The sequence below is a fragment of the Nocardia tengchongensis genome (genome assembly GCF_054781395.1).
Genome location: NZ_BAAGUM010000001.1, coordinates 551,796 through 574,536 on the forward strand (window position 1 = coordinate 551,796; position 22,741 = coordinate 574,536).

20 protein-coding genes are annotated in these 22,741 nt (G+C 69.2%); 7 read left to right on the forward strand and 13 right to left on the reverse strand.

Annotation, left to right across the window (positions count from 1 at the left end; genetic code table 11):
• Positions 1 to 448 precede the first annotated feature (448 nt).
• The 5 genes from ACYVKL_RS02600 to ACYVKL_RS02620 all read right to left on the reverse strand — a co-directional run bounded on the left by ACYVKL_RS02600 (position 449) and on the right by ACYVKL_RS02620 (position 6,579).
• Positions 449 to 1,417, reverse strand: coding sequence for a zinc-dependent alcohol dehydrogenase family protein (locus ACYVKL_RS02600; protein ID WP_379173568.1), 969 nt, complete (start codon positions 1,415 to 1,417; stop codon positions 449 to 451).
• A gap of 584 nt (positions 1,418 to 2,001) precedes the next feature.
• Positions 2,002 to 3,207 carry a serine hydrolase domain-containing protein gene (locus tag ACYVKL_RS02605; RefSeq protein WP_379173570.1) on the reverse strand — a complete coding sequence of 402 codons (1,206 nt, stop codon included), beginning with the start codon at positions 3,205 to 3,207 and terminating at the stop codon, positions 2,002 to 2,004.
• A gap of 69 nt (positions 3,208 to 3,276) precedes the next feature.
• Positions 3,277 to 5,658: an ATP-binding cassette domain-containing protein gene (locus tag ACYVKL_RS02610; RefSeq protein ID WP_379173571.1), complete on the reverse strand. Its 2,382-nt coding sequence runs from the start codon at positions 5,656 to 5,658 to the stop codon at positions 3,277 to 3,279.
• Positions 5,659 to 5,710: 52 nt separating this feature from the next.
• Complete coding sequence (locus ACYVKL_RS02615; protein WP_357201692.1) at positions 5,711 to 6,124, reverse strand: VOC family protein; 414 nt, start codon at positions 6,122 to 6,124, stop codon at positions 5,711 to 5,713.
• Between the two features lie 5 nt (positions 6,125 to 6,129).
• Positions 6,130 to 6,579, reverse strand: a complete 450-nt coding sequence (locus tag ACYVKL_RS02620) for a helix-turn-helix transcriptional regulator (RefSeq protein ID WP_379173574.1) — start codon at positions 6,577 to 6,579, stop codon at positions 6,130 to 6,132.
• 197 nt (positions 6,580 to 6,776) lie between these two features.
• Here ACYVKL_RS02620 and ACYVKL_RS02625 point away from each other — a divergent pair, with 197 nt between their 5' ends.
• The gene (locus ACYVKL_RS02625; protein WP_379173576.1) at positions 6,777 to 7,796 is read left to right on the forward strand and encodes an alpha/beta hydrolase; all 1,020 of its coding nucleotides are present in this window, start codon (positions 6,777 to 6,779) and stop codon (positions 7,794 to 7,796) included.
• Between the two features lie 69 nt (positions 7,797 to 7,865).
• Here the strand turns inward: ACYVKL_RS02625 and ACYVKL_RS02630 are convergent, their stop codons facing one another.
• From ACYVKL_RS02630 to ACYVKL_RS02655, 6 genes are all read right to left on the reverse strand, one after another.
• A complete protein-coding gene (locus ACYVKL_RS02630) occupies positions 7,866 to 8,744 on the reverse strand; it encodes a GNAT family N-acetyltransferase (protein ID WP_379173578.1) in 879 nt (292 codons plus the stop codon).
• 59 nt (positions 8,745 to 8,803) lie between these two features.
• Positions 8,804 to 9,970 (reverse strand): PrsW family glutamic-type intramembrane protease, encoded by a 1,167-nt coding sequence (locus ACYVKL_RS02635; RefSeq protein ID WP_379173580.1) that lies wholly within the window; start codon positions 9,968 to 9,970, stop codon positions 8,804 to 8,806.
• Positions 9,967 to 10,545 (reverse strand): hypothetical protein, encoded by a 579-nt coding sequence (locus tag ACYVKL_RS02640; protein ID WP_379173582.1) that lies wholly within the window; start codon positions 10,543 to 10,545, stop codon positions 9,967 to 9,969. The genes ACYVKL_RS02635 and ACYVKL_RS02640 overlap by 4 nt, the downstream gene beginning before the upstream one ends.
• 253 nt (positions 10,546 to 10,798) lie before the next feature.
• Positions 10,799 to 11,647, reverse strand: a complete 849-nt coding sequence (locus ACYVKL_RS02645) for a lysophospholipid acyltransferase family protein (RefSeq protein WP_379173584.1) — start codon at positions 11,645 to 11,647, stop codon at positions 10,799 to 10,801.
• 353 nt (positions 11,648 to 12,000) lie between these two features.
• Positions 12,001 to 12,768: an ABC transporter permease gene (locus ACYVKL_RS02650; RefSeq protein ID WP_379173586.1), complete on the reverse strand. Its 768-nt coding sequence runs from the start codon at positions 12,766 to 12,768 to the stop codon at positions 12,001 to 12,003.
• A complete protein-coding gene (locus ACYVKL_RS02655) occupies positions 12,768 to 13,718 on the reverse strand; it encodes an ATP-binding cassette domain-containing protein (RefSeq protein WP_379173588.1) in 951 nt (316 codons plus the stop codon). Before ACYVKL_RS02655 ends, ACYVKL_RS02650 begins: the two co-directional genes overlap by 1 nt.
• A gap of 103 nt (positions 13,719 to 13,821) precedes the next feature.
• Between ACYVKL_RS02655 and ACYVKL_RS02660 the strand changes: the two genes are divergently transcribed.
• Both ACYVKL_RS02660 and ACYVKL_RS02665 read left to right on the forward strand, forming a co-directional pair.
• The gene (locus tag ACYVKL_RS02660) at positions 13,822 to 14,544 is read left to right on the forward strand and encodes a TetR/AcrR family transcriptional regulator (RefSeq protein WP_379173590.1); all 723 of its coding nucleotides are present in this window, start codon (positions 13,822 to 13,824) and stop codon (positions 14,542 to 14,544) included.
• 143 nt (positions 14,545 to 14,687) lie between these two features.
• Positions 14,688 to 14,954 (forward strand): hypothetical protein, encoded by a 267-nt coding sequence (locus ACYVKL_RS02665; protein WP_379173592.1) that lies wholly within the window; start codon positions 14,688 to 14,690, stop codon positions 14,952 to 14,954.
• A gap of 24 nt (positions 14,955 to 14,978) precedes the next feature.
• Here the strand turns inward: ACYVKL_RS02665 and ACYVKL_RS02670 are convergent, their stop codons facing one another.
• On the reverse strand, positions 14,979 to 16,196 hold the full coding sequence (locus tag ACYVKL_RS02670; RefSeq protein WP_379173594.1) for an MFS transporter: 1,218 nt from the start codon (positions 16,194 to 16,196) through the stop codon (positions 14,979 to 14,981).
• A gap of 117 nt (positions 16,197 to 16,313) precedes the next feature.
• On the opposite strand from ACYVKL_RS02670, the gene ACYVKL_RS02675 reads away from it, so the two are divergent.
• Both ACYVKL_RS02675 and ACYVKL_RS02680 read left to right on the forward strand, forming a co-directional pair.
• Positions 16,314 to 17,201: a LysR family transcriptional regulator gene (locus tag ACYVKL_RS02675; protein ID WP_213554722.1), complete on the forward strand. Its 888-nt coding sequence runs from the start codon at positions 16,314 to 16,316 to the stop codon at positions 17,199 to 17,201.
• A 59-nt stretch (positions 17,202 to 17,260) separates the two neighbouring features.
• Positions 17,261 to 18,529 (forward strand): hypothetical protein, encoded by a 1,269-nt coding sequence (locus ACYVKL_RS02680; protein ID WP_379173597.1) that lies wholly within the window; start codon positions 17,261 to 17,263, stop codon positions 18,527 to 18,529.
• A 25-nt stretch (positions 18,530 to 18,554) separates the two neighbouring features.
• Here ACYVKL_RS02680 and ACYVKL_RS02685 read toward each other — a convergent pair whose 3' ends face one another.
• Positions 18,555 to 20,792, reverse strand: coding sequence for a bifunctional serine/threonine-protein kinase/ABC transporter substrate-binding protein (locus ACYVKL_RS02685; RefSeq protein ID WP_379173634.1), 2,238 nt, complete (start codon positions 20,790 to 20,792; stop codon positions 18,555 to 18,557).
• A gap of 420 nt (positions 20,793 to 21,212) precedes the next feature.
• Between ACYVKL_RS02685 and ACYVKL_RS02690 the strand changes: the two genes are divergently transcribed.
• Both ACYVKL_RS02690 and ACYVKL_RS02695 read left to right on the forward strand, forming a co-directional pair.
• On the forward strand, positions 21,213 to 21,839 hold the full coding sequence (locus tag ACYVKL_RS02690; RefSeq protein WP_379173599.1) for a hypothetical protein: 627 nt from the start codon (positions 21,213 to 21,215) through the stop codon (positions 21,837 to 21,839).
• Between the two features lie 106 nt (positions 21,840 to 21,945).
• Positions 21,946 to 22,698 carry an SDR family NAD(P)-dependent oxidoreductase gene (locus ACYVKL_RS02695; RefSeq protein ID WP_379173601.1) on the forward strand — a complete coding sequence of 251 codons (753 nt, stop codon included), beginning with the start codon at positions 21,946 to 21,948 and terminating at the stop codon, positions 22,696 to 22,698.
• Positions 22,699 to 22,741 lie beyond the last annotated feature (43 nt).

A 22,741-nucleotide genomic window follows, 5' to 3' on the forward strand; every position in this document is an offset into this window, starting at 1 on the left:
GATCCAGAATCTGCCCCACCCGGTCCACTCGCACCTGTGTTTCCCCCTGGCAGTTTCCCTGGGCCACCGGCCGGATCACGCCGGCGCGGTTGGCGGGTAGCTCGCGTATGACAACATATCGACGGTCCTGAATCCTCACCCGCGCAAGCGAACTGAACCTGTGGCCGCGGCTGTGGAAGCCGCCACACCGTCGACGAGGACGAGCAGTCCGGTCGCCTTCCGCAATATCAACAACTAAGCATCCGGAGCTGGGCTTCGGTCGCCGGCCGCCGGCCGAACCCGTCGAACAACAGTAGGCAGACCGAAGAACGAGGATCGGAAGCCGAGCCGTGTCGGTGTCGCCGGCTATCGTTCCCGATGTGAAAGACGGGCGATGCCGGGTGTCAAATCGGTTGGTCACGTAAACATCTTGTCAACGCACCGTGCCGAGGTCGCGTGCTCGTCGCATTCATCGCCCCGCGACTTGCAGCAGGATTTTGCCGCCACGGAGGAGATGTTGCGTCGCGCCCTGGATGTGCTCGAGGGGGTACATGGCCGCCACGGGGACTGCGAGGGCGCCGTCGGCCACCAGCGGTGCCGCCTCACGAATGACAGGCACTACCTTGTCGTGGTAGTCGAAGTCGCCGATAAAGAATCCGCGGACGGTGAGGTGCTTGCCGACCAGTGTCGAGGTGTCGACCCACATGGGTTCGTTCCTGGCCCAGGAGTAGCTGACCAACCATCCACCGTCGGACAGCAATTCGAGCAGCCGTGCCACCCCCGGACCACCGACGGCTTCCACTGCCAGCGCCACTCGCGCGTCGCCGATCACCGCTCGAACATCGCCGACCGCATCGGGGTCGTCGACGTGGACCACGTCGGCCCCGGCTGCGGTGAGCTCGGCGAACGTTGCGTCGTCACGGGCCAGGTTGATCGTCTTCAGTCCACGAAGTTTGGCTAGCGCGATCAATGACCGTCCCACACCGGAGTTCGCGGCGTTCTGAACCACCCAGTCACCGGGCTGCATCGGGGTGACCTCACTGAGCATCAACCCTGCCGTCGGGGGGTTGCTGCCCAGCATCGAGTACTGCTCGATGCTGCCGCCGACGGGGAGTGCGAACAGGCTGTCGGCGGGCACGACGAGCCGCTCACGCCACGCACCGGCATACAGGGGTAGCACGACCAGATCGCCGACTTGAAGTCCATCGACCTCGGCGCCGGCGGCAAGCACGCGGGCGACCCCCTCTGCGCCTGGTATGTGGGGCAGGGGTGGTCGCGCCAGCATGCCGGTGACAACCAATAGGTCGTGTTTGTTCAACGGCGAGACCTCAACGCTCAACAGAACCTCATGCGGACCTGGTGGCGGCGGCTCCTCGATGTCGACGACGCGGAGCACCTGCGCAGGATCGCCGAACTGTTCAATCTGGATGGCGCGCATATCAATTCCTCTCCATCGAAGGTGGGGCCGCTGTGTGAGCGGCTGCCGACCGAGCTAGGAGGAAGCAACACCCGGTGGGCGCGTCGAACGAGGCGCGTCCACCTTCCCCCCGAAAGTATATCCACCACCCACTGACACTGTCGCTGGTCAACGTGGCGCTCGCGCTCAGCCCCTACCGGCGAGCAGCGGCGCAAAAGGCCAGCTAGAAGGCGATCAGCGCCAGTGCGGAGCTTCCCTCTCCGCGCTGGCGCCGTGACCCGCCCCATCGCATGCAATCGAAAATACGTTCGAAGAATGGCCGGTTGCGCTCACCCCGGCCCAGGCCGGGCCTACTCGAGGACCGGAACATTCCAGCGGTCGCCGAGCCTCGGAAGGAATCCCGCCCATGTCTGACGGTCATTTGCGTATTCGGCGAGCCGAGCCAGGAGATATAGAACTGGTGGCCGCGCTGCTCGAGGAGGCATCGAGCGGGCTCAGCACGAAGGGTATCCGGCAGTGGCCGAAGCGATTCGACCATGCAGTTCCAAGCCCCGCCCTGGACGAGGTGCGCTCGGCGATGGGGACGGTGTACTAGCGGCCCGTGGTCAATCCTCGAGGGCTCCGTACACACCGTGCAGGAAGTCGTCGCCGAGCGGGCTGCGCCACTCGGCGGCGATGATGATATTGGCCGACTGCACGAAAAGCAGGGCCACCAGATCCTTTTCGGGATCCGCGTACCAGGCGGTGCCCAGGCCGCCCGGCCAGGACAAGGTGCCGACGCTGGGAATGCCCGGGGTGGTCTGCATCTTCACGCCGTAACCGAAGCCCTGATCGGCCCAGAGGGCCTGGCCCAGTGGCGGATTGAACGGCGCGGCCGCGTGCTGTTCGGGGGTGAGGTGGTCGGCGGCCAGCGCGGCGGCGGTCTCGGGCCGCAGGATCCGGACGCCGTCGAGTTCGCCGCCACCGATCAGCATGCGGGCGAAGCGGGCGTAATCGTCGACGGTGGACACCAGACCCGCACCGCCGGACGGGAACAGCGGTTCCTCGCCCCACGCCGTGGTCTCGGGCCGATCGAGTTCGGAGCCGTCCGGTCCGTAGAGCACGCTGAGACGGTCCCGCTTCGATTCGGGCACGGTGAATCCGGTGTCGGTCATGCCCAGCGGTTCCAGCACCCGTTCGCGCAGTGCGGTTTCCAGCGGCTGCCCGGTCACCCGGCTGATCAGGATGCCGAGAATGTCGGAGGCGGTGTGATACCGCCACACCGTGCCGGGCTGCGCGATGAGCGGCAGCTCCCCTACCGCGCGCAACCATTCGTCGGGCGTCAGGCGTTCGGCGTTCGCGACGCCGATCGCGCTCGCGATGGGATCGGCGGTGAGAGCGAACAACCGGGGCGCGAGGCTGGAGCGCCCCCACCCGAGGCCCGAGCGGTAGGTGAGCAGATCCTCGACGGTGATCGGGCGCTCCGCGGGCACCACGTCGTCGAGTGCGCCGTCCAGGTCACGCAGGACGACGCGGTCGGCGAGTTCCGGCAGCCAGCGCTCGACCGGGTCGTCGAGGCCGAGGCGGCCCTCGTCCACCAGGGTCAGCGCGGCCACCGTGGTGATCGGCTTGGTCATGGAGGCGATGCGGAACAGGGTGTCGCGCCGCATGGGCCGTCCGGTCGCCCGATCCGCGACACCGGCGGTCTCCACCCGCACCAGCCGCCCGTGCCGGTAGATCGCGGCGACCGCGCCGGCCACCTCACCCCGCTCGGCGTACGCGCCGAGCACCTCGCCCACCTTGTCCAGACCTTCGGCCGAAAACCCGTTCACCACAACCACTCCCTTCCGTCGCAGCCACGGTCAACAGCGATCGGAAGCGGATATTCCCGGGAGCCTCGGTCAGGAACCGATATACCCGGCCAGGTGCTCGCCGGTCAGCGTGGAGCGCGCGGCCACCAGGTCGGCGGGGGTGCCCTCGAAGACGATCCGGCCGCCGTCGTGGCCGGCGCCCGGACCCAGGTCGATGATCCAGTCGGCGTGCGCCATCACGGCCTGATGGTGCTCGATCACGATGACCGTCTTGCCGGAATCCACCAGGCGGTCCAGCAATCCGAGCAGATTCTCGACATCGGCCAGGTGCAGACCGGTGGTCGGCTCGTCCAGGACATAGACGCCACCCTTCTCCCCCATGTGCGTGGCCAGCTTCAACCGCTGCCGCTCACCGCCGGACAACGTGGTCAACGGCTGACCGATGTTCACGTAGCCGAGACCCACCTCTTTCAGATGCTCCAGGATCTTGTGCGCCGCAGGGATCTTCGCCTCCCCGGCGGCGAAGAACTCCAGCGCCTCGGCGACCGGCATGGCCAGCACCTCGCTGATGTCCCGCCCGCCCAGCTTGTACTCGAGCACCGCGGCCTGGAAACGCTTGCCCTCGCACTCCTCGCACACGGTGGCGACACCGGCCATGATGGCCAGGTCGCTGTAGATCACGCCGGCGCCGTTGCAGGTCGGGCACGCGCCCTCCGAATTCGCGCTGAACAGCGCCGGTTTCACGCCGTTGGCCTTGGCGAAGGCCTTGCGGATCGGTTCGAGCAGGCCGGTGTAGGTGGCCGGATTGCTGCGCCGCGACCCCTTGATCGCGCCCTGATCGACCGACACCACGCCCTCGCCGGCCGGAATCGAACCGTGCACCAGCGAGCTCTTGCCCGAGCCCGCGACACCGGTGATGACGACCAGCACACCCAGCGGGATGTCGACGTCGACCTTCTGCAGATTGTTGGCGGTCGCGCCGCGAATCTCCAACGCCCCCTTGGACTTGCGCACCGCATCCTTGAGCGCGGCCCGGTCGTCGAAGTGGCGGCCGGTGATGGTGCCGCTGGCGCGCAGGCCCTCGACGGTGCCCTCGAAACAGATGGTGCCGCCGCCCGACCCGGCGGCCGGGCCGATGTCGACGATGTGGTCGGCGATGGCGATGGTCTCCGGCTTGTGCTCGACCACCAGCACGGTATTGCCCTTGTCGCGCAACCGCAGCAGCAGATCGTTCATGCGCTGGATGTCGTGCGGGTGCAGGCCCACGGTCGGCTCGTCGAAGACGTAGGTGACGTCGGTGAGCGCCGAACCGAGGTGGCGGATCATCTTGACGCGCTGGGCTTCTCCACCCGAGAGCGTGCCCGAGGCGCGGTCCAGGCTCAGGTAGCCGAGCCCGATCTCGACCAGCGAGTCCAGCACCGCCTGCAACGCTTCCAGCAGCGGCGCGACCGACGGATCGCGTACCCCGCGCACCCAGTCGGCCAGATCGCTGACCTGCATGGCGCACGCGTCGGCGATGCTGATCTTGTTGATCTTCGAGGAGCGGGCCAGCTCGCTGAGCCGGGTGCCGTCGCATTCCGGGCAGATCTGGAAGGTGACCGCGCGCTCGACGAAGGCGCGGATGTGGGGCTGCAGGGACTCGATGTCCTTGGACAGCATCGACTTCCGGATCTTGGGGATCAGGCCCTCGTAGGTCAGGTTGATGCCTTCGACCTTGATCTTGGTCGGTTCCTTGTAGAGCAGATCGGCGAGTTCGCGCTTGTTGTACTTCTTGATCGGCTTGTCCGGATCGAAGAAGCCGCTGCCGATGAAGATGCGCCCGAACCAGCCGTCCATGCTGTAGCCCGGAATCGTGAACGGGCCCTCGCGCAGCGACTTGGTGTCGTCGTAGAGCTGGGTCAGGTCGATGTCGTTGACCGAACCGCGCCCCTCACAGCGCGGGCACATGCCGCCGATCACCTGGAAGCTGCGGCGCTCCTTGACCTGCTTGCCGCCCTTCTCCACGGTGACCGCGCCCGCGCCGCTGATCGAGGCCACATTGAACGAGAACGCCTGCGGCGAACCGATATGCGGCTTGCCCAGGCGGCTGAACAGGATGCGCAGCATGGCCATGGCGTCGGTGGCGGTGCCGACCGTGGAGCGCGGATCACCGCCCATGCGCTGCTGATCCACGCTGATCGCGGTGGTCAGGCCCTCGAGCACGTCCACGTCCGGGCGCGCCTGGGTCGGCATGAAGCCCTGCACGAAGGCGCTGTAGGTCTCGTTGATCAGCCGCTGCGACTCCGCGGCGATGGTGTCGAAGACCAGCGAGCTCTTGCCCGAACCGGACACGCCCGTGAACACGGTGAGCCGCCGCTTGGGGAGGTCGACGGACACGTCCTTCAGATTGTTCACCCGCGCCCCGACCACCCGGATCAGGTCGTGGGCATCGGCGGCGGGCAGGGCGTTGTTCGTGGACTTGCGCGAGGCCATGCGTGTCTCCATCTACAGGGGCGGACCGGTCGGGCAGAGGGCGCGGGTCAGGTCAGGAGACCTGTTGGATACGAACCATATTGCCCGCGGGGTCGCGCACGGCGCAGTCGCGCACGCCGTAGGGCTGGTCGGTCGGCTCCTGGACGATCTCGACGGCGTCACCGGCCTGCAGCTGCTCGAAGACGGCATCCACATCCTTGGTTGCCAGCAGGATGCTGCCGTAGGTGCCCTTGGCCATCATCTCGACGATGAGCTTGCGCTCCTCCTCGGTGATGCCCGGGTCGACGGCCGGCGGGTGCAGCACGATGGAGGTGCCGGGCTGATCCGGCGGGCCGACGGTGAGCCAGCGCAAACCGTTGTAGCCGACATCCTTGCGCAGCTCGAAGCCGAGCGCGTCGCGGTAGAACGCGAGCGCCGCGTCCGCGTCGGTGTGCGGGAGGAAGCTCGAGAGAATGGTGATGTCCATGTCGATCAGGCTAATTGCGAGGCGCTTGCCTGGGCTTCTCGATTCCTGATCGGTCTGGTCACCTGTTTCTCGACGCACGACGGCATGCCCTCGGGCGCGTCGGCCATCTGCTGCTTGTAGACACTCGGCGGCACCCCGACCAGTTCGGTGAACCGGGTACTGAAGGTGCCCAGCGAGGAACAGCCCACCGCGAAACAGATCTCGGTGACGCTCAGATCCCCGCGCCGCAGCAACGCCATGGCCCGCTCGATACGCCGCGTCATCAGATACGCGTACACCGATTCGCCGTAGGCGGCCCGGAATTGACGGCTCAGATGCCCGGCGGAGATATGCGCGTCGCGCGCCAGCGCCTCCACATCCAGCGGCTGCGCGTACTCCCGATCGATGCGGTCCCGGACCCGCCGCAACCGCGCCAGATCCCGCAGGCGCTGTTCCTCGCCGGGTTTGCTCGTCACCCTCCGATGGTCGCACGCTGCGCCGACGCCGTCGTGACGACCTGCCCGGGCGATTGGGGACTACCCTTCCGGCGATTTGTCAGGTAACAGTTTTGGGTTGACACAAGACATAGCGTGCGGGGAATCCGGGACATCCGGGACCCGGCACCGATCTATATGCGGCCCAGCGTGGCCCGAGAACCGGGATCAGCTCTTCGATGAAGCTCTCTGCACTACGTAATAGGACCGTCCTGCGCACCGCCGCGGTCGTCCTGACCGCCGCCCTGTCGGTCTCCCTGTCCGGCGGCACCGGTTCGGCCGACCAGGACAAGGCGCCGTCGGTCACCTCGGTGACCAAGGAAGGCCGCACCTGGCATCTGAAGGTCTACTCGGCGGCCATGGGCAGGGACATCACCGTCGACGTGCAGCGTCCGGTCGACGAATCCCAGCCCGCGCCCAACCTGTACATGCTCAACGGCCTCGACGCCGGCGAGGGCACCGCCAGCTGGGCCGCCCAGACCAACGCGCTCGGCTTCCTGGCCGACAAGCAGGTCAATGTCATCCAGCCCATCGGCGGCCGCGGCAGCTACTACGCCGACTGGATCCAGGCCGACCCGAACCTGGGCCTGAACAAGTGGACGACCTTCTTCACCGAGGAGCTGCCGCCGCTGCTGGACGCCACCCTCGGCTCCACCGGACTGAACTCGCTCGCGGGCCTGTCCACCTCCGGCACCTCGGTGCTGCAGCTGGCCGAGTCCAAGCCGGGCCTGTGGAAGTCGGTGGCCGCCTACAGCGGTTGCGCGCAGATCGCCGACCCGATGGGCAAGCAGTTCGTGAAGCTGGCCGTGGAGACCTGGGCCGGCGGCAACACCCTCAATATGTACGGTCCGGCCGACAGCCCGCTGTGGGCCGCCCACGACCCGGTCGTCAATGCCGAGAAGCTGCGCGGCACCCAGCTCTACGTCTCCAGCGGCAGCGGCATCCCGCTGCAGCGCGACGTCGAGTTCTACACCAAGTCCGCCCCGGGCATCCAGGGTGACGTGAACCTGGCGCTGGGCATGATCATCGAGGGCGGGGTGAACGCCTGCACGCACAACCTGCAGGACAAGCTGAACTCGCTGAACATCCCCGCCACCTTCCAGTTCGACCCGGTCGGCACCCACTACTGGCCGTACTGGGAGAGCGCGCTGCACAACTCGTGGCCGATGCTGGCCGCGGGCATGGGCCTGCCCGCCTGATCCCGTTCCGCTCGACAGCGCCGCATACCGCAGGTCGGTATGCGGCGCTCGGCGTTTCGGGGCCTCGGACTACATCGCCGCGGAGCCCGGGACGCTCGACGGGGTGCGCACGATCCGGCCGCCGAGCCGCTCGTTGACCGAGAAGCCGTGGTGGCGGCACCAATTGGCCAGTTTCGGAACGGCCGAATCGTCGTCGCGGTAGGTCGGGACCAGCTGGCCGACGATGTAGAGGTGATGGGCGTCGGCGGCGCGGCACAAATGCTGCAGGACCGCGGTGCCCAGGCCGGTGCCGCGCAGTTCCGGATTCACCGTGATGTTGTCGAGTTTGATGGTGTCGGCGTAGATGTCGAACACCACCTCGGCCAGCGCATCGTCGCGGCGCAGGGCCTCGATATCGGAGGGCACCGGGCGCAGCACGCCGGGCAGATGGTCCGAAAGACGTTGGCGCGCGGCCTCATCGGGGGCGCTGCGGGTGATGGCCAGCAGCTCCTCGGTGAGGTCGGCGACGACCGCGCGGTCACCGACCGCGGCCATCGGACGAGCCTCCCCGGTCGCCCGGGCCAGCGCCTCCAGGCGGCGGGTCCAGTGCGGATGCTCGGCGCTGTAGCGCTGCGTCAGCTCGGCGAGGGTGTCCTCCAGGCACAGCGGGGCGCCGAGGCTGCGCACGTACGCGCCCGACAGCACGCCCCAGCGGTGATCGTCGGCGCCGACGCCGTGCACCGCCAGATCGCGCACCAGGGCGTCGCGGCGGGCGGTGGCGCGCGCGACCGGGGAACCCGGCAGCCGGCCCAGCCATCGCTGCCAGCCGGCCAGATTCGCGCGAATGCGACTGCCGGCGATGTCGGCGCTCGCGTCGAGATAGTTGCACAGCGCTTGCTGACGGCGCTCCAGCAATTCGTCCACCGGCTGACGCGCGGGCTCGGCGGGGGGCGTCTGACCCTCACTCATAGAGACCTACGCTAGCGTCCAGTTATCTCAGCGCTGGTAACCGGCACGCGACAATTCATCTACCAGCGATATCGGACTACGGAGCCGTCCGGCAGGACACCCGAACTGGGACCGCCATCACCCGGCAGCGACGATAGCCCAGGAGTATCCAAAGCGGTGATCCGGTCCAGCAGACCGCGCTCGTAGGCCAGCGCTTGCTTGCGGGTCCAGCCCGTCGAACGCCGCAGGGCGGCCCGGGCCTCGCGCCGGCGGTGGTAGGTGAGCAGCGGGGTCAACCCGAGCTCCGATCCGATGCCGCGCGCGGCCGGGCGGGCGATGAGGGCGCGGAACCAGCGTCGCTCGGTCGCCAGCACCCAGGCGTAGGCGAGCGCGAAGATGACCAAGTCGAGCAGAATCGGCAGATAGGTCGACAGCAGGGCGGGACCGGGCGGGCGCGGAGCGTCGAAGAGCACGTGCATGGTGAAGGCCAGCGCGTAGAACAGCGCGAAGACGCCCAGCCGCCAAGGCCACGACCGGTCGGTACGAATCAAGGCGACCACGATGCCGACACCCGCCAGCGCCGACATCGCCCAATGCGAGGTGAGCGCGGTGACCAGCCGCAGCACCGCCACCAGCAGCACATCCGCCACCGGCGTCTGCGGCGACGACAACGCGGTCTGGGTGCTGTACAGGCAGTCCTCCGCGATCTGCGCGCCCAGCCCGACCGAGGCCCCGAGCAGCAGGCCGTGCATCGGCCGCGTCAGCCGCGCCCGGAACAGCATGGCCACCACCGCGATTCCGATCGCCTTGATGTACTCCTCGTCGATGGGCGCGGTGATCGCCGCACTCCAGCTGACCGCGAACCGGTCCCCGAACAGATTCGTGACGGCCCGGCTGAGATGGTCATTGGCCCACATCGCCAGCCCGGTCCACACCGTCGCACCCCAGATCGCGCCCATCACCATCGGCGCCACCAGATGCCGGCGCGCCCGGAAAGGGTCCAGCGCGAACAGGATTCGCCCGATCACCACCAGCGTGACCGCCGTGATCGGCAATGCGGCCAGCGCCGCCGCACCCGCGAACCACACCTGGCCCGCGGCCTGCATCAGAAACAGCAACGGCCCCATCAGGACCGCCAGGCAATACACCCAGAACAGCGCCGAACGTGGCTGGAACCAGCTCAGGCCCTCCCGTCCGGTAGGCGCCGCAATGCTGGTGCCGTGCTGCCCCGGAGCTGGTTCGCTCACGCCTCCACCGCCTTGGTCGAGTTCAGGACTTCGGCGATCAGGTGAAGTCCGGCCTCGCGGGTAGGACCGGTGACCAGGATGGTGACGCCGACGTCACCGCTGGCGGCCACCGCGCACACCCCGCCGGCGGTGTCGGGCAATTCGCAGGTGAGGCCGTGGAATTCGCCGGCGTCCACGACGCCGCCGTCGAAGCGCGCGGCGACACCCGCCGCGCGCAGGGGCAGCAGCATGCGGGGTGCGGCCGTGGCGAAATCGGTGATGCCGTCGGTCACCGACACCGACACCCGCTGTTCGCCGTCGCCGGATTTCAGGACCGCGACCGATTCGTCGCCGGTGGCCTGCCGCCGCATCGGCTCGGGCACCAGGAACACGATCGCATTGGCCGGGTCCGCGCCGCCGTGCACGGCCCCGATGCCGGTGGCGGTCAGTGTGATGCTCGTGCCCGCCGGCACGTCGGTCAGGCGGGCGGGCACCGCGGCGGACAGCAGGGCCGGCGCCACCAGCGCGACCGCGAGCGCCCCTACCGCCGCCAGCGCGGGGGCCACCGAATGCACCAGGCGCACCATGTCTTCCACCCTCTCGGCTCCCTGAGGCAACGTCCGGGGACGGTGGATGCGTTCCGGACGCCCGGCTCCGGGCCCGGCAGTCGCCCGCCTGGCGCTTGCCGCGAGTTAACCACATCGGCGGGCGAGAACGTGTCAGCAGCGCCGGAACGAATTCGGGGCCCGAAACCGAGCGAGGATGCCGTGCGCGGGTCCGGCCCGCGTACGACATCCTCGATGGCTCATCCGGCGAAAACCGCTGTCCCCCTACAGCGGAAGCGTCGGCTCACAGCAGATCCGCCAGGCCCTTCAGCGGTCCGGGCAGGCCGGCCGCGTGCTTCTTGAGGCCGGCGACCACCGGGTTGGGGGTCTCGGCGCGCAGCCGGTCGAGCTCGGTCTGCATGGTCTCGACGGTGCGGGTGTAGTAGCCGTCGATCAGCTTCGCGTCGTCCGGGTCGCCGGGCTCGGTGGACCAGTCCAGGGCGGGCAGGAAGCTCACCGTCACCGACGCGGGCAGCGGGATCTGCGGCAGGATCGGGGCCACACCGAACGGCAGGCCCAGGGTGTACGGAAACACCTTGGCGCGCACCAGTTTATCGAGCTGCAGCAACTTCGCGGTGCGTTCGCCGCGGCTGAGCACGAAGATCGAGTCGTGGCCGCCGTTGGCCACCGCGGGAATCACCGGAACCCCCAGTTCCAGTGCCAGGCGGATGAAGCCCTTGCGGTCGGCGAAGTCGATCTTGCCGCGATCGGTCCACGGGCGGCACGCCTCCCAGTCGCCGCCGGGGTACACCATGACCGCGCCGCCGTCCTTGAGGCCCTTGGCCGCGGATTCGCGCGAGGCCGCGATGACGCCGAACTGGCGCAGGCTCTCACCGAGAACCGGTGCGCGCAAGAGGATGTCGTGGGCGACACCGTAGCTGGGCTCGTCGGGCCGGTGCTCCAGCATGGCCATGAAGGTGATCCACACCTCCGGGGCCCAGTAGATGGACGAGTGATTGCCGATCACCAACGCCGGCCCCGACACCGGCAGATTCTCCAGACCGACGACGGTGGGAGTGAAGTAGTCGGTGTAGGCCCGCGCGAGCGGCAGCAGCGGGTGGTTCGGATCGGGGATTACCTTGTTCTCGGTCATGCGCCATTCCTGTCGATTGCTTTGCCGGGGACGGGCAGCACGCAACGACATCGCACGACGCTTTCGAAACAACGTCGAGCCGAATTGAATTGCCCCCGGGTCAGATCCCCATTGATTAGCTCCGACGGCCGCGCATGCGCGGTCCGGTTCAGCGTACGGACGTCGCTGCGTTGCGACAGATGCCCGTCACCGTCCTCCTGCACTATCGACGTTATCAACCCAAGCGTTTGCTTGTTAGGAAGTGTGCGAAACCCAACATTCATCTCCGTGCCCCGGTCTCGCACACCGCTCCCGACTTAGGATGACTCGGCCGAAATCTCATGCGTTGATGCGCATATCAGCGTAGAGGTATCTCAGCTAGATGCCGTGCGGCGCGACAACGCCGCAGCGGCCAGGTAGCCGGCCAGCGCCAGACCCGCGCACCAGGCCAGTGCCGTCGGCGCGGAATCCCCCACCGGCGTACCCATCAGCAGACCCCGCACAGTCTCGGTGACCGAGGTGACCGGCTGATGCGCGGCGAACCCGCGCAGCCAGCTCGGCAACGTGTGGGTCGGCACAAAAGCGCTGCTCACGTACGGCAGGAACATGAAGAAGAACATGAAGCCGTTGGCCGCTTCGGGATTGGACACCAGCAGGCCGAGCGCGGCCGCCACCCACGACAGCGCCACCACGAAGCACGCCAGCACGCCCGCCAGCGCGAGCCAGCGCACCGGGTCGGCCGCGGGCCGGAAGCCGATCGCCACCGCCACCAGCACCACCACCGAACTGGTGAGCAGATTGCGCAACACACTCTCCAGCACGTGCCCGGTCAGCACCGCACCGCGCGAGACGGCCATGGCCCGGAAGCGATCAACGATACCGCTGGAGGCATCGGTGGCCACCGCCACCGCCGTCGCGCCCGATCCGAAACCCGCGCACAGCAGAATGATTCCGGGCACGACGTAGTCGATATAGGAGCCGCCGACATTCATCGCGCCGCCGAATACGTACACGAACATCAGCAGAATGCTGACCGGCACGGCGATGGTCATGATCATGGTGTCCGGACTGCGCAGGGTATGGCGCAGATTGCGCCCGACCATGGTGGCGGAGTCCTGGGCGGAGTGCACGAGAGTACGCATTACGCAGCGCCTTTCACGGAATTGCCGGTGAGTGCGAAGAAGACGTCGTCGAGGTCGGGAGTGTGAATGGAGAGCTGGTCGATGGCCACGGCGTGATCGTCGAAATGGTCGAGCAGGGTGCGGATATCGCCGACGCTGCCGTCGGAGGGCACCCGCAGCGCCAGCGCCTCGCCGTCGATCTCGGCCACCGGCAGTGCGCGCGCGGCGGCCGCCAGCCCGTGCTCGTCGGCGAAGCCCAGGCGCAGGTGACCGCCGGGCACGAGGCGCTTCAACTCGTCGGGCCGGCCCTCGGCGACGATGCGGCCGCCGTCGAGAACGGCGATGCGGTCGGCCAATTGATCGGCCTCCTCCAGATACTGGGTGGTGAGGAAGATGGTCACGCCGTCGGCGACCAGCCCCCGGATCACCCGCCACAGGTCGCGGCGGCTGCGCGGATCCAATCCGGTCGTGGGCTCGTCGAGGAACACGATGCGCGGCTGCCCCATCAGGCTCATGGCGATGTCCAGGCGGCGGCGCATGCCTCCGGAGTAGGAGCCGGCGCGCTTGCCGGCGGCCTCGGTGAGCTCGAACTGTTCCAGCAATCGCGCTGTGCGCCTACCGGTTTCGCGGGATCCCAGGTGCAGCAGCCGCCCCATGAGCCGCAGATTCTCGGCGCCGGTGAGGATCTCGTCCACCGCGGCGAACTGGCCGGTGACGCCGATGGCCGCGCGCACCGCGTCCGCCGCCCGCGCCGGATCGTGGCCGCCCACCCGCAGCCGCCCGCCGTCGGCCCGGTCCAGGGTGGTGAGGATGCGGACCATGGTGGTCTTGCCCGCGCCGTTGGGGCCCAGCAGTGAGAACACGGTGCCGGTGGGCACGGTGACGTCGATGCCGCGCAGGACGGGCTGGTCACCGAAGGATTTGACGAGCCCGTTCACCTCGATGGCGGGCGCGGGTCCGGATGTGGTCATGGCGACTCCGTTCAGAAACTGTGTATGCCATATACTCTGTTTATAGGCTACACAGTTTCTTCGATGGCGCAAGATGGAAGCCGACACCACGACAGGAGGTCCGATGACGCCCGACCCGCAAGCCCTGCCCAAGTCGGTCAAACTGCTCTGGGATCTGGACGAGGCGGGCAGTCGCGGCCCCAAACGCGCGATGAGCCTCGAGCAGATCCTCGACACGGCCACCGCCATCGCCGACGCCGAAGGCTTCGCGGCGCTGTCCATGGCGCGCGTCGCCAAGGAACTCGGGTTCACCACCATGTCGCTGTACCGCTACGTCGACAGCAAGGACACCCTCGTCGTGCTGCTGCACGACCGCATCTTCGACCTCACCCCGGAGCTGCCCGCCGGCTGGCGCGCCGGACTCGAAGCCTGGGCCTGGGCCGAATTCCACGCCATCCGCGCCCACGACTGGTGGCTCGACATCCCCATGACCACTCCCCCACTGGGCCCGAACAACATGGCCTGGCTGGAGGCGGGCATGAACACCCTCGCCGAGGTCCCCATCCCCGAGGCCCTCAAACTCCAACTGCTGGTGAACCTTTCGATCTACGTCATCGGCCGCACCCGCTTCCTGCGCGATGCCATCGGGCACACCCAGGACCAGGACTACACCGGCATCCTCACCACCGTCCTGGACCCGCACCGGTTCCCCGCCGTCACCAGCGCCCTCACCAACCGGGCCTTCGACAGCGACGACATGCACTGGGAAGAAGCCGATTTCGGATTCGCGCTGGACCGGTTGCTGGACGGTTACCAGGTCTTCATCGACACCAACACGGGCGCATGATCAGGGTGTCGGCCCGATCACACTGAGGGCGAACGACATCGGGGCCACGACCGGTCCCGCGTAAATATCGTGCAAACGCCGCGTCCACCGGCTTGACCGCGACCGCGGGTGAACCGACCATGGCCTCAGAGGAGGTGAGCGCCATGGGTATCGTCGCGTGGGCGCGTTCCACCGCCGCCTTCCCCACGCTGGCCGCCGCGGCCATGGTGCTGATCCTGACCGGGCTGGCCACCGCTTTCGTCTACGGCGCCGTGCCCGCCGTCGCCGGTCCGGCTGCGCATGCGCCTGCCGTCACCCAGGTGCGCATCGAACCTCCGACGCCCCTGCCCGTCTGCACGGAACCGACCGAGATCACCGAGGACAGCCCCAACCCCGGCTGCCCCGCGCTCGACGACAGCGCGGCGCCCTGAACTTCGCCGGCCGCGGAGCATCGGTCAGGATCGGCTCGCGGCAGCCGGACGTCCGGCCGTGACCAGCAGTAGCGCGGCGACGACGAGAAGCGCCGCCACGCAGGCCACCAGGCCGATCCAGCCGCCCGCGACGTAGGCGATCCCGGCCGCGCTGCCCACCACCGCACTGCCCAGGTAATAGGCGAACATGTACAGAGACGATGCGGCGCCGCGGTTGTCGGCCATCGTGCCGACCCAGGCGCTGGCCGCGGTGTGCGCGCCGAAGAAGCCGGTGGTGAACAGCAGGATGCCGATCAGCACCAGGCTCAGCCGGTCCGGAATCGTCACCACCACACCGAGGGCCATCAACGACAGCGAGCCCACCAGGATCCGGTGATGGCCGCGGCGATCGGCGAGGCGCCCGGCATACGCGGAGGCCGCGGTGCCCGCCAGATAGAGCACGAACACCAGGCCGACCACCGCCGCGGGCAGGCCGAACGGGCGATGGGTCAGGCGGTAGCCCAGGTAGTTGTAGACCGAGACGAAGCTGCCCATCAGCAGGAACGCCAGCCCGAACAGCGCGGCCAGGCGCGGAAGCCGCAGCTGCCGGGCGAGATCGCCGAGCATCACCCCGAAACCGGCCGGGCGCGCGGCGAATCCACGCGAGGCGGGCAGTGTGCGCGCGAACCACACCGCGCCCGCCGCCACCGCCAGCGACACCGCCAACTCGGCCCACCGCCACGAGGTCAGCCCCAGCACGAGCGACGGAATCAACCGGCCCGCCAGACCGCCGATAGTGGTGCCGGCGATGTAGACCCCCATCGCCGAACCCAGCCCGGCCGACCCGACCTCCTCGGCCAGATACGCCATGGCCACCGCGGGCACCCCCGCCAGCGCGACACCCTGCACCGCGCGCACCGCCAGCAGCGTGTCCATCGTCGGGCACAACGGCAGCAGCAATCCCAGCAGCGCGGCCGCCACCGCCGACCCGATCAGCACCCGGGTGCGGCCGATCCGCGCCGACAACACGCCCGCCGGAATGATCGCCAGCGCAAGCAATCCCGTGGTCAGCGAGACCGCGAGGGCAGCGTGCGCGGGCGTGACATCGAAGGCCGCCGACAGGCTCGGCAGCAGGGACTGGGTCGAGTACATGGCGGCGAAGGTGGTCAGGCCGGCCGCGAAAAGCGCCGCCGTCACCCGCTTCTCGTGCGCGTCACGAGGGCTGCCGGACACGAGCGGCCGACGTGTTCCTGCGCTCGTCATCGGGTCCTCCCAGGGTGAATCGGGGTGTGGGATCCAGGGTGCGCGACCGGCACTTAGAACGGAAATGCATGATGCGAGGTATCGTCATGCTGTCAGCGCATATAGCGAGGAGGCGGCGTGCTCGGTGCGGATCTGGAGTGGTTCACGACACTCGCCGAAACGGAGAACGTGAGTGCGGCCGCGGACCGGCTGCACCTGGCCCAGCCCACCCTGTCGCGCATGCTCGCCCGGCTGGAACAGCGGCTCGGGGCTCCCCTGTTCGACCGGCACGGCAAACGCATCCGGCTCAACGAGTACGGCCGCCTCTACTACGAGCACGCCCGCCGGGCCCGCGCCGAACTGCATGCCGGGGAACAGGCGCTCGCCGACCGCATCAATCCGGCCAAAGGCGTGGTGCGGCTGTCGTTCCTGCACTCCTTCGGCGGGCGGCTCGCACCCCGGCTGATCGCCGAATTCCGGCGCGGGGCGGGCCGGGTCGACTTCCGCCTCCACCAGGGAGCGGCCGAGGTCATCACCCGCCAGGTGCTCGACGGGGAAGCCGACCTGGCACTGGTCTCCCCGCGACCCGGCGAACCCGGCCTCGGGTGGCGCACCCTACTGAATCAGCCACTGGTGCTGGCGGTTCCGGCCGACCACCGGCTGGCCGGACAGCGTCACACCCGGATCGGCGAACTGGCCGACGCCGAATTCATCACCATGCATCCAGGATTCGGGATGCGGCGCATCTTCGACGAACTGTGCGCGGCGGCCGGGGTGCGGCCGCGCATCGCCTTCGAAGCCAGTGATCTGGTGACCGTGCGCGGGCTGGTGGCGGCCGGGCTCGGGGTGGCGCTGGTACCCGAGGACGAACCGATACCGCCGGATCTGGCGGTGGTCCCGCTCGCCGACGCGGGCGCGTCGCGCGATGTCGGGCTGATCTGGTCGGCGACCGCCACGCCGTCCGAGGCGGTGCGCCGCTTCCGCGAGTTCGCGGTCGACCGGGCGGCCCGCCGCCACCCGCGCTGAGGGCCACCGCTGTTACGGTTGCCACACGGTAACTGATCATCGACTCCTGGGAGCCGCCCGTGCAGCGGTATCGCGCGGCCCTCGACACGGCGGGCGGAGGCATCGCCGCCGCGGTCGCGGGCATGTCCTTGATCGTGCCCTTCGACGCCGGGTGCAGCACCGACTCGTCCGCCATGCAGTTGACGCTGCTCACCGTCACCCTGCCCCGGGCCACCGCCGCCGGCGCCATCCTCGCGGTCGTGACCGCGGTGTGCGTGCGCATGTTCGGCACCCGGACCGCCTGGGCCACCGGCACGGTCGCGGCCGTGCTGCTGGCCACCGACCACCTGCTGGTCACCTCGACCTCCACCACCCTGGCCACCGCCAACTTCGTCGACTCCCTCGGCGCCGGCGTGCTGCTCGGCGCCACCGGGGCCGCGGCCCTGACACACCGGCCCGCGGCCCTCGGCTATCTGCTCGGCGCGCTCACCGGGGTGCTGGTCGGCCACCACATCGAGAACCAAGCCGCGGAGAACGGCGCACTGTCCGTGGTCGAACGCGCCTTCGTCGATCTGCCGCCGGACTGGCTCGCCGCCGTCGCCGCGGCCCTGCTCGCCGCCTGCTTCCTCGTCACCGAGCGGGCCCGGACCACGTCGCACCCGACCGCGGTGCAGCTGCCCTTCGCGCCGATCCTCGCCGCGGCGGTAGTGATCACGGCCGTCACCGCGGCCTCCGAGCGGCTCACGCCCGGAACCGAGAGCCACCTCGCCATCGCCGCGTGGCTGTTCGCCGTCGTCGCGGCCGCCCTGGTCGCCGCGCTGCTGCTGCCGGGCCGCGACGGCACGCTCACCCTGCTCGCGGTAGCGCTCACCGCGAGCGGCGGCGCCATCGCGACCATTCACGACCATTGGAAGATCGCGCCGATCCTCGCCGCCCTCGCGCTCGGGATGCTCGCCGGCGTCGCACTCCCCCGCCCCGCGCCGGTCGCCGCCGCGTGCGCGATCATCGGGCTCAGCGTCTTCGCCCTGCTGGCTTCCGGCGCGCAACACCATAATTCGGGGTCCGCGCTGCTCGGTGGCTGCTTGTTCGCGGCCCTGGCCGGATACAGCTTCGGGGCGGTCACCACCCGCGCCGCGGCCAGCTCCGTACTGGGACTCGGCGTCCTGCTGCTACCGACCGCCGCGCTCACCCTGGAATACCGCGGCTGCGACGCTCTGACCGCACTGCCGGACCGCAGCAACGCGTCCGGTGACCGCGCCGCCTGGTCGGCCATCGTGCTCGGAGTGGGCTGTCTGGCAGCCCTTCTCGTACTGCGACGGCTGCGGCCCGAAGGAGACGAGCCGAGCTGATCGGCCCGGACGCCTCGGTCCGGGGTCAGGTGACGCGGTACAGCCAGATCCGCGGGTCGGCCGGTTCGCCGCCGGTGGCCCAGCCGTAGCTGTGCGCGATGCCGTCACCGCGGTACCCGTGCAGGTAAGCGCGCAGTTCGGGACGCCCGGCGTGCCCGGACACGATGCCGCGAAGCACGATCGCGGTGAGGTCGTAGGCCTCCGCGGCGTACGCGTTCGCGGCGACACCGGTGGCGGCCCGGTAATCGTCGAGGAAGCGTTCGGTGGCCGGGCCGCACTGACAGGCGACCAGGGTGCCGGTGGCGGCCGGGCCGGCCGCGGTCCGGAAGGAGGGGTGGTAACTGCCGTCGCCGAGGACGAAAGTCGCTGTGACACCGGCAGTTCGGAGCTTCGTCAACAGGGTCGCGGCCGCAGCGGGGTAACCGGAGTAGAACACCGCGTCCGGGCGCGCGGCGGCGATGGCGTTCACCGCATCGCCCGCCTCGCCACCGAGATCCACGCTGACCTCGCACGCCGGCTGCGCCGCGGCGCCGAGCCCGGCGGTCACCCCGTCCGCGAGCGATCCCCCGAATCCGCCGCCACTGTCGCGCACCACGCAGACCCGCGAGAACCGGGCCGTGCCCGCCAGGTACCGGCCCAGCGCCGGACCCTCGGCATTGTCGTTGGCCAGGCCGCGGAAGAATCCGCTCCACCCCGATTGCGCCAGTAGCGGATTCGTCGCCACCGGGGTGAGGAACGGCAGATCGGCGGCATCGAAGGTCTTGCCCGCCGCCACCACCTCCTTGGACAACGCGGGGCCGATCACCGCCACGATCGAGTCGTCGGCGGTGATCTGCTCCGCGGCCCGCGCCGCCTTCGCCTGATCGCCGCCGGTGTCGAACTCCCGCACCGCGATCGGGCAGATCTTGTTGCCGCCCTGCACGTTTCCGCCCTTGACGAACTGGTCGACGGCCAGCTTCACCGCGCCGATCACGGTGCGGCCCAGGGCGGCATCCGAGCCTGTCAACGGCAGCGCCGCCGCGATGGTGGCCGGGTCGCACGGCAGCCGGCCGTCATTCGCGGGATCCTCCACCGAGACCGGTGCGGCGACCTTGTTGCCGAGCGAGTCGATCTGTGTGAGCGGTTCGATGCCGGGATAGGTGTCGGCGTAGGGGCCGATCGGGTTCGAGGGCGCGGGCACGTTCGATGATCCGGAACCCTGTGTCGCCCAGACGATTCCCGCTGCGGCCACCGCCACGACCAGGGCCGCGGCACCGACCACCGGCCATCGCCCGGACCGGCGACGACCGAGGGGCGACGAACCGTCCAGCACGGTGGGGTCCTCGCTGGAAGCGGGCGCGACGGTGGTGGTCGCCGCACCGAGCGCCCCCGCGACCGCGACGTTCGGCGCTGCCCCACCCTGGGCGACCGGCGGTACCGTCGACTCCGACACATCCGAAAGTGCCTGCGCCGCAGCCTCCGCGAACGCCCGACAGGATTCGAACCGATCCTCCGGCCGTTTGGCCAGCCCCCGCGCGAGGACCGTGTCGAGGGCGACCGGCAGCTCCGGGCGCCGATCGGTCACCCGTGGCACCGGATGCTGCAGGTGTCCGGCGACCACCGCCGCCGCCGTCTCGGCCTGATACGGCGTGGACCCGGTGAGCAACCGAAACAGTGTGCACGCCAGCGAATACTGATCCGAGCGCGGGTCCAGGGCGGCCCCCGACAGCTGTTCGGGCGAGGCGTAGGTGATCGTCGCCGCCAGCATCCCGGTCCGGGTGATCTGCGCCGAATCGTCACGTAACCGCCCGATCCCGAAGTCGGTCAGCAGAATTCGCCGTTCCTGGCCCGCCGCGGCGCGGGTCAGCAGGATATTGGCGGGCTTCACGTCCCGATGGATCACCCCCATCGAATGCGCGTAGTCCAGCGCCTTGGCGGTCTCGGCGATGATCCGCACGGCCTCGGCCGCGGGCAGCGTGAACGGGTCCAGCGCGGACGCGTCCCCGCCGTCCACGTACTGCATGGCGATCCACAGCCGCCCGCCCTCGACGCCCCGATCGTGCACCCCCACCACATTCGGATGATCCAGTCGCGCAACGAGTTCGGCTTCCCGCTCGAACCGCGCCCGGGTCTCCAGCTGGGTGACCAGCTCCCGCGCCAGCACCTTGACCGCCACCAGCCGGGGCAATCGTGGATGCCGGGCGAGAAACACCTCCCCCATTCCGCCCCCGCCGAGCTGCCGCTCGATCAGATACCCCGCGAATTCCGTACCCGCACGCACCATTCGGTCCTTCACACCCCGCAGAACTCCCCGAACCATACCCGCTGCGCGGGGATCGAACCGGCGCAGCCGACCACGCCGCACACCCGGCCGGCTCCCCACTCCGCCGCTCGTCCGCCGGCGCGCCCCCCGGCACCGCCGGGTACACCCGGGTCTGCCCGCTCGACCCGGTCTGCTTGTCCGGCGTGTACAAGAACACGGTGCTGCAACAGCCGGGGCATTTCGGCGAATCATCAGCTAAGTTCCGAAGGGGGCGGTTCGCACTGTGAACCGCTCGACGCGAGGAGGCAGCTCTGAGAGAAGGGCTGACGCGATATCCCCTGCGATTACCCCGGTGTTGCCACCGTGGCCGGGTCGGAGCAGGCTGAAGGTCGTCGGTGGCGTCACCCCGGCGCCGCCCCCGCAACAGAGGAGGTGTATCGAGTGTTCGCACGCTCTAGCACGATGCAGGCGCGGCTGTCCTCTATCGATGCCGGGATTGCATTCATGCGCGATGAAGTGATGACCGAGTTGGCTGGTATGCCCGGGTGGGTAGGGCTGTCGTTGCTGGTCGACCGGGATTCCGGGCGGTGCATCGTCACCACCGCGTGGGAGACCGAGGACGCCATGCACGACAGCGCGAGCCGGGTGCGCCCGCTGCGCAATCGCGCCCGGGACGTCTTCGGCGGTGACGGGCCGCTGATCGAGGAATGGGATATCGCGCTGCTGCATCGCGATCACCACGCCGGTGCCGGCGCCTGCGCCCGGGTTACCTGGTCCCGCAGCGACGACCCCGATCGATACGACTCCTCGATCAACGTCTTCCGGACGTACGCGTTGCCGGCGATGGAACAGATGGACGGATTCTGCAGCGCCAGCCTGATGGTCGACCGGTCGTCGGGGCGCGGCGTCTCCTGCGCCATCTTCGACAACGCCGAGGCCATGGACCGCAACCGGCAGGAGGCCGCGGAGATGCGGGAGAAGGCGACCTCCCAGGCCGGCATCACCGTGACCGAGGTCAGCGAGTTCGAGCTCGCCCTCGCGCACCTGCGCGTCCCCGAACTGGTGTAGCCCACATCGGACGGCGCGGTCGCCACGACCGCGCCGCCCGTCTATTTTGGAACCCGTTTCAGCTGGCGGCGTTTTCGCGCCGCCCGGCGATGGATTGGAGACGGGTATGGCGGGTAATGGTGGCGGGCGTTTCGACGGCCGCGTCGCAGTGGTGACCGGAGCGTCGTCCGGACTCGGGCAGGCCGTGGCCCGGTCGCTCAGCGCGGGCGGGGCCCGGGTCTTCGGCGTCGGACGCGACGAGGCACGACTGAAGAGCAGCCTCGAGGAAGGCGAAAACGCCTGGCACGCGGCCGATCTCGCCGATCCTGCCGCAGCCGCCGAGGTGGTGGCGGCCTGCGTCGAACGCTTCGGCGGAATCGACATCCTGGTCAACGCCGCGGGCGCGCACACCATGCGCCACACCGCCCAGGTCACCGACGCGGAATGGCAGCGCGACCTGGCCGTGAACCTGAGCGCGCCGTTCTTCCTGTCCCGCGCCGCCCTCCCCCACCTGCTCGAGCGCACCGGCTGCATCGTCAACGTCGCCTCGATCGCGGGCCTGGAAGGCCAGGCGTATTCCGCCGGCTACTGCGCCGCCAAGCACGGCCTCATCGGTCTCACCCGAGCCATGGCCCTGGAATTCGACGCCGCGGGCATCCGCATCAACGCCGTGTGCCCCGGCGGCATGACCACCCCGCTGCTCGAGAACTTCACCTTCCCCGAAGACCCCGACTACCAGCTCATCCTCAAGACCGCCAGCGCTCGCGGCCTGATGGAACCCGCCCAGGTCGCCAACATCATCACCTTCCTGTGCTCCGACGAAGCCTCCGCCGTGCACGGCGCCGTCTACACCGTCGACAACGGCAAGATGGCGCTCTGACGACTCGACGCCGAATACAGATCGGCCCGGGCGACGGGAGTAC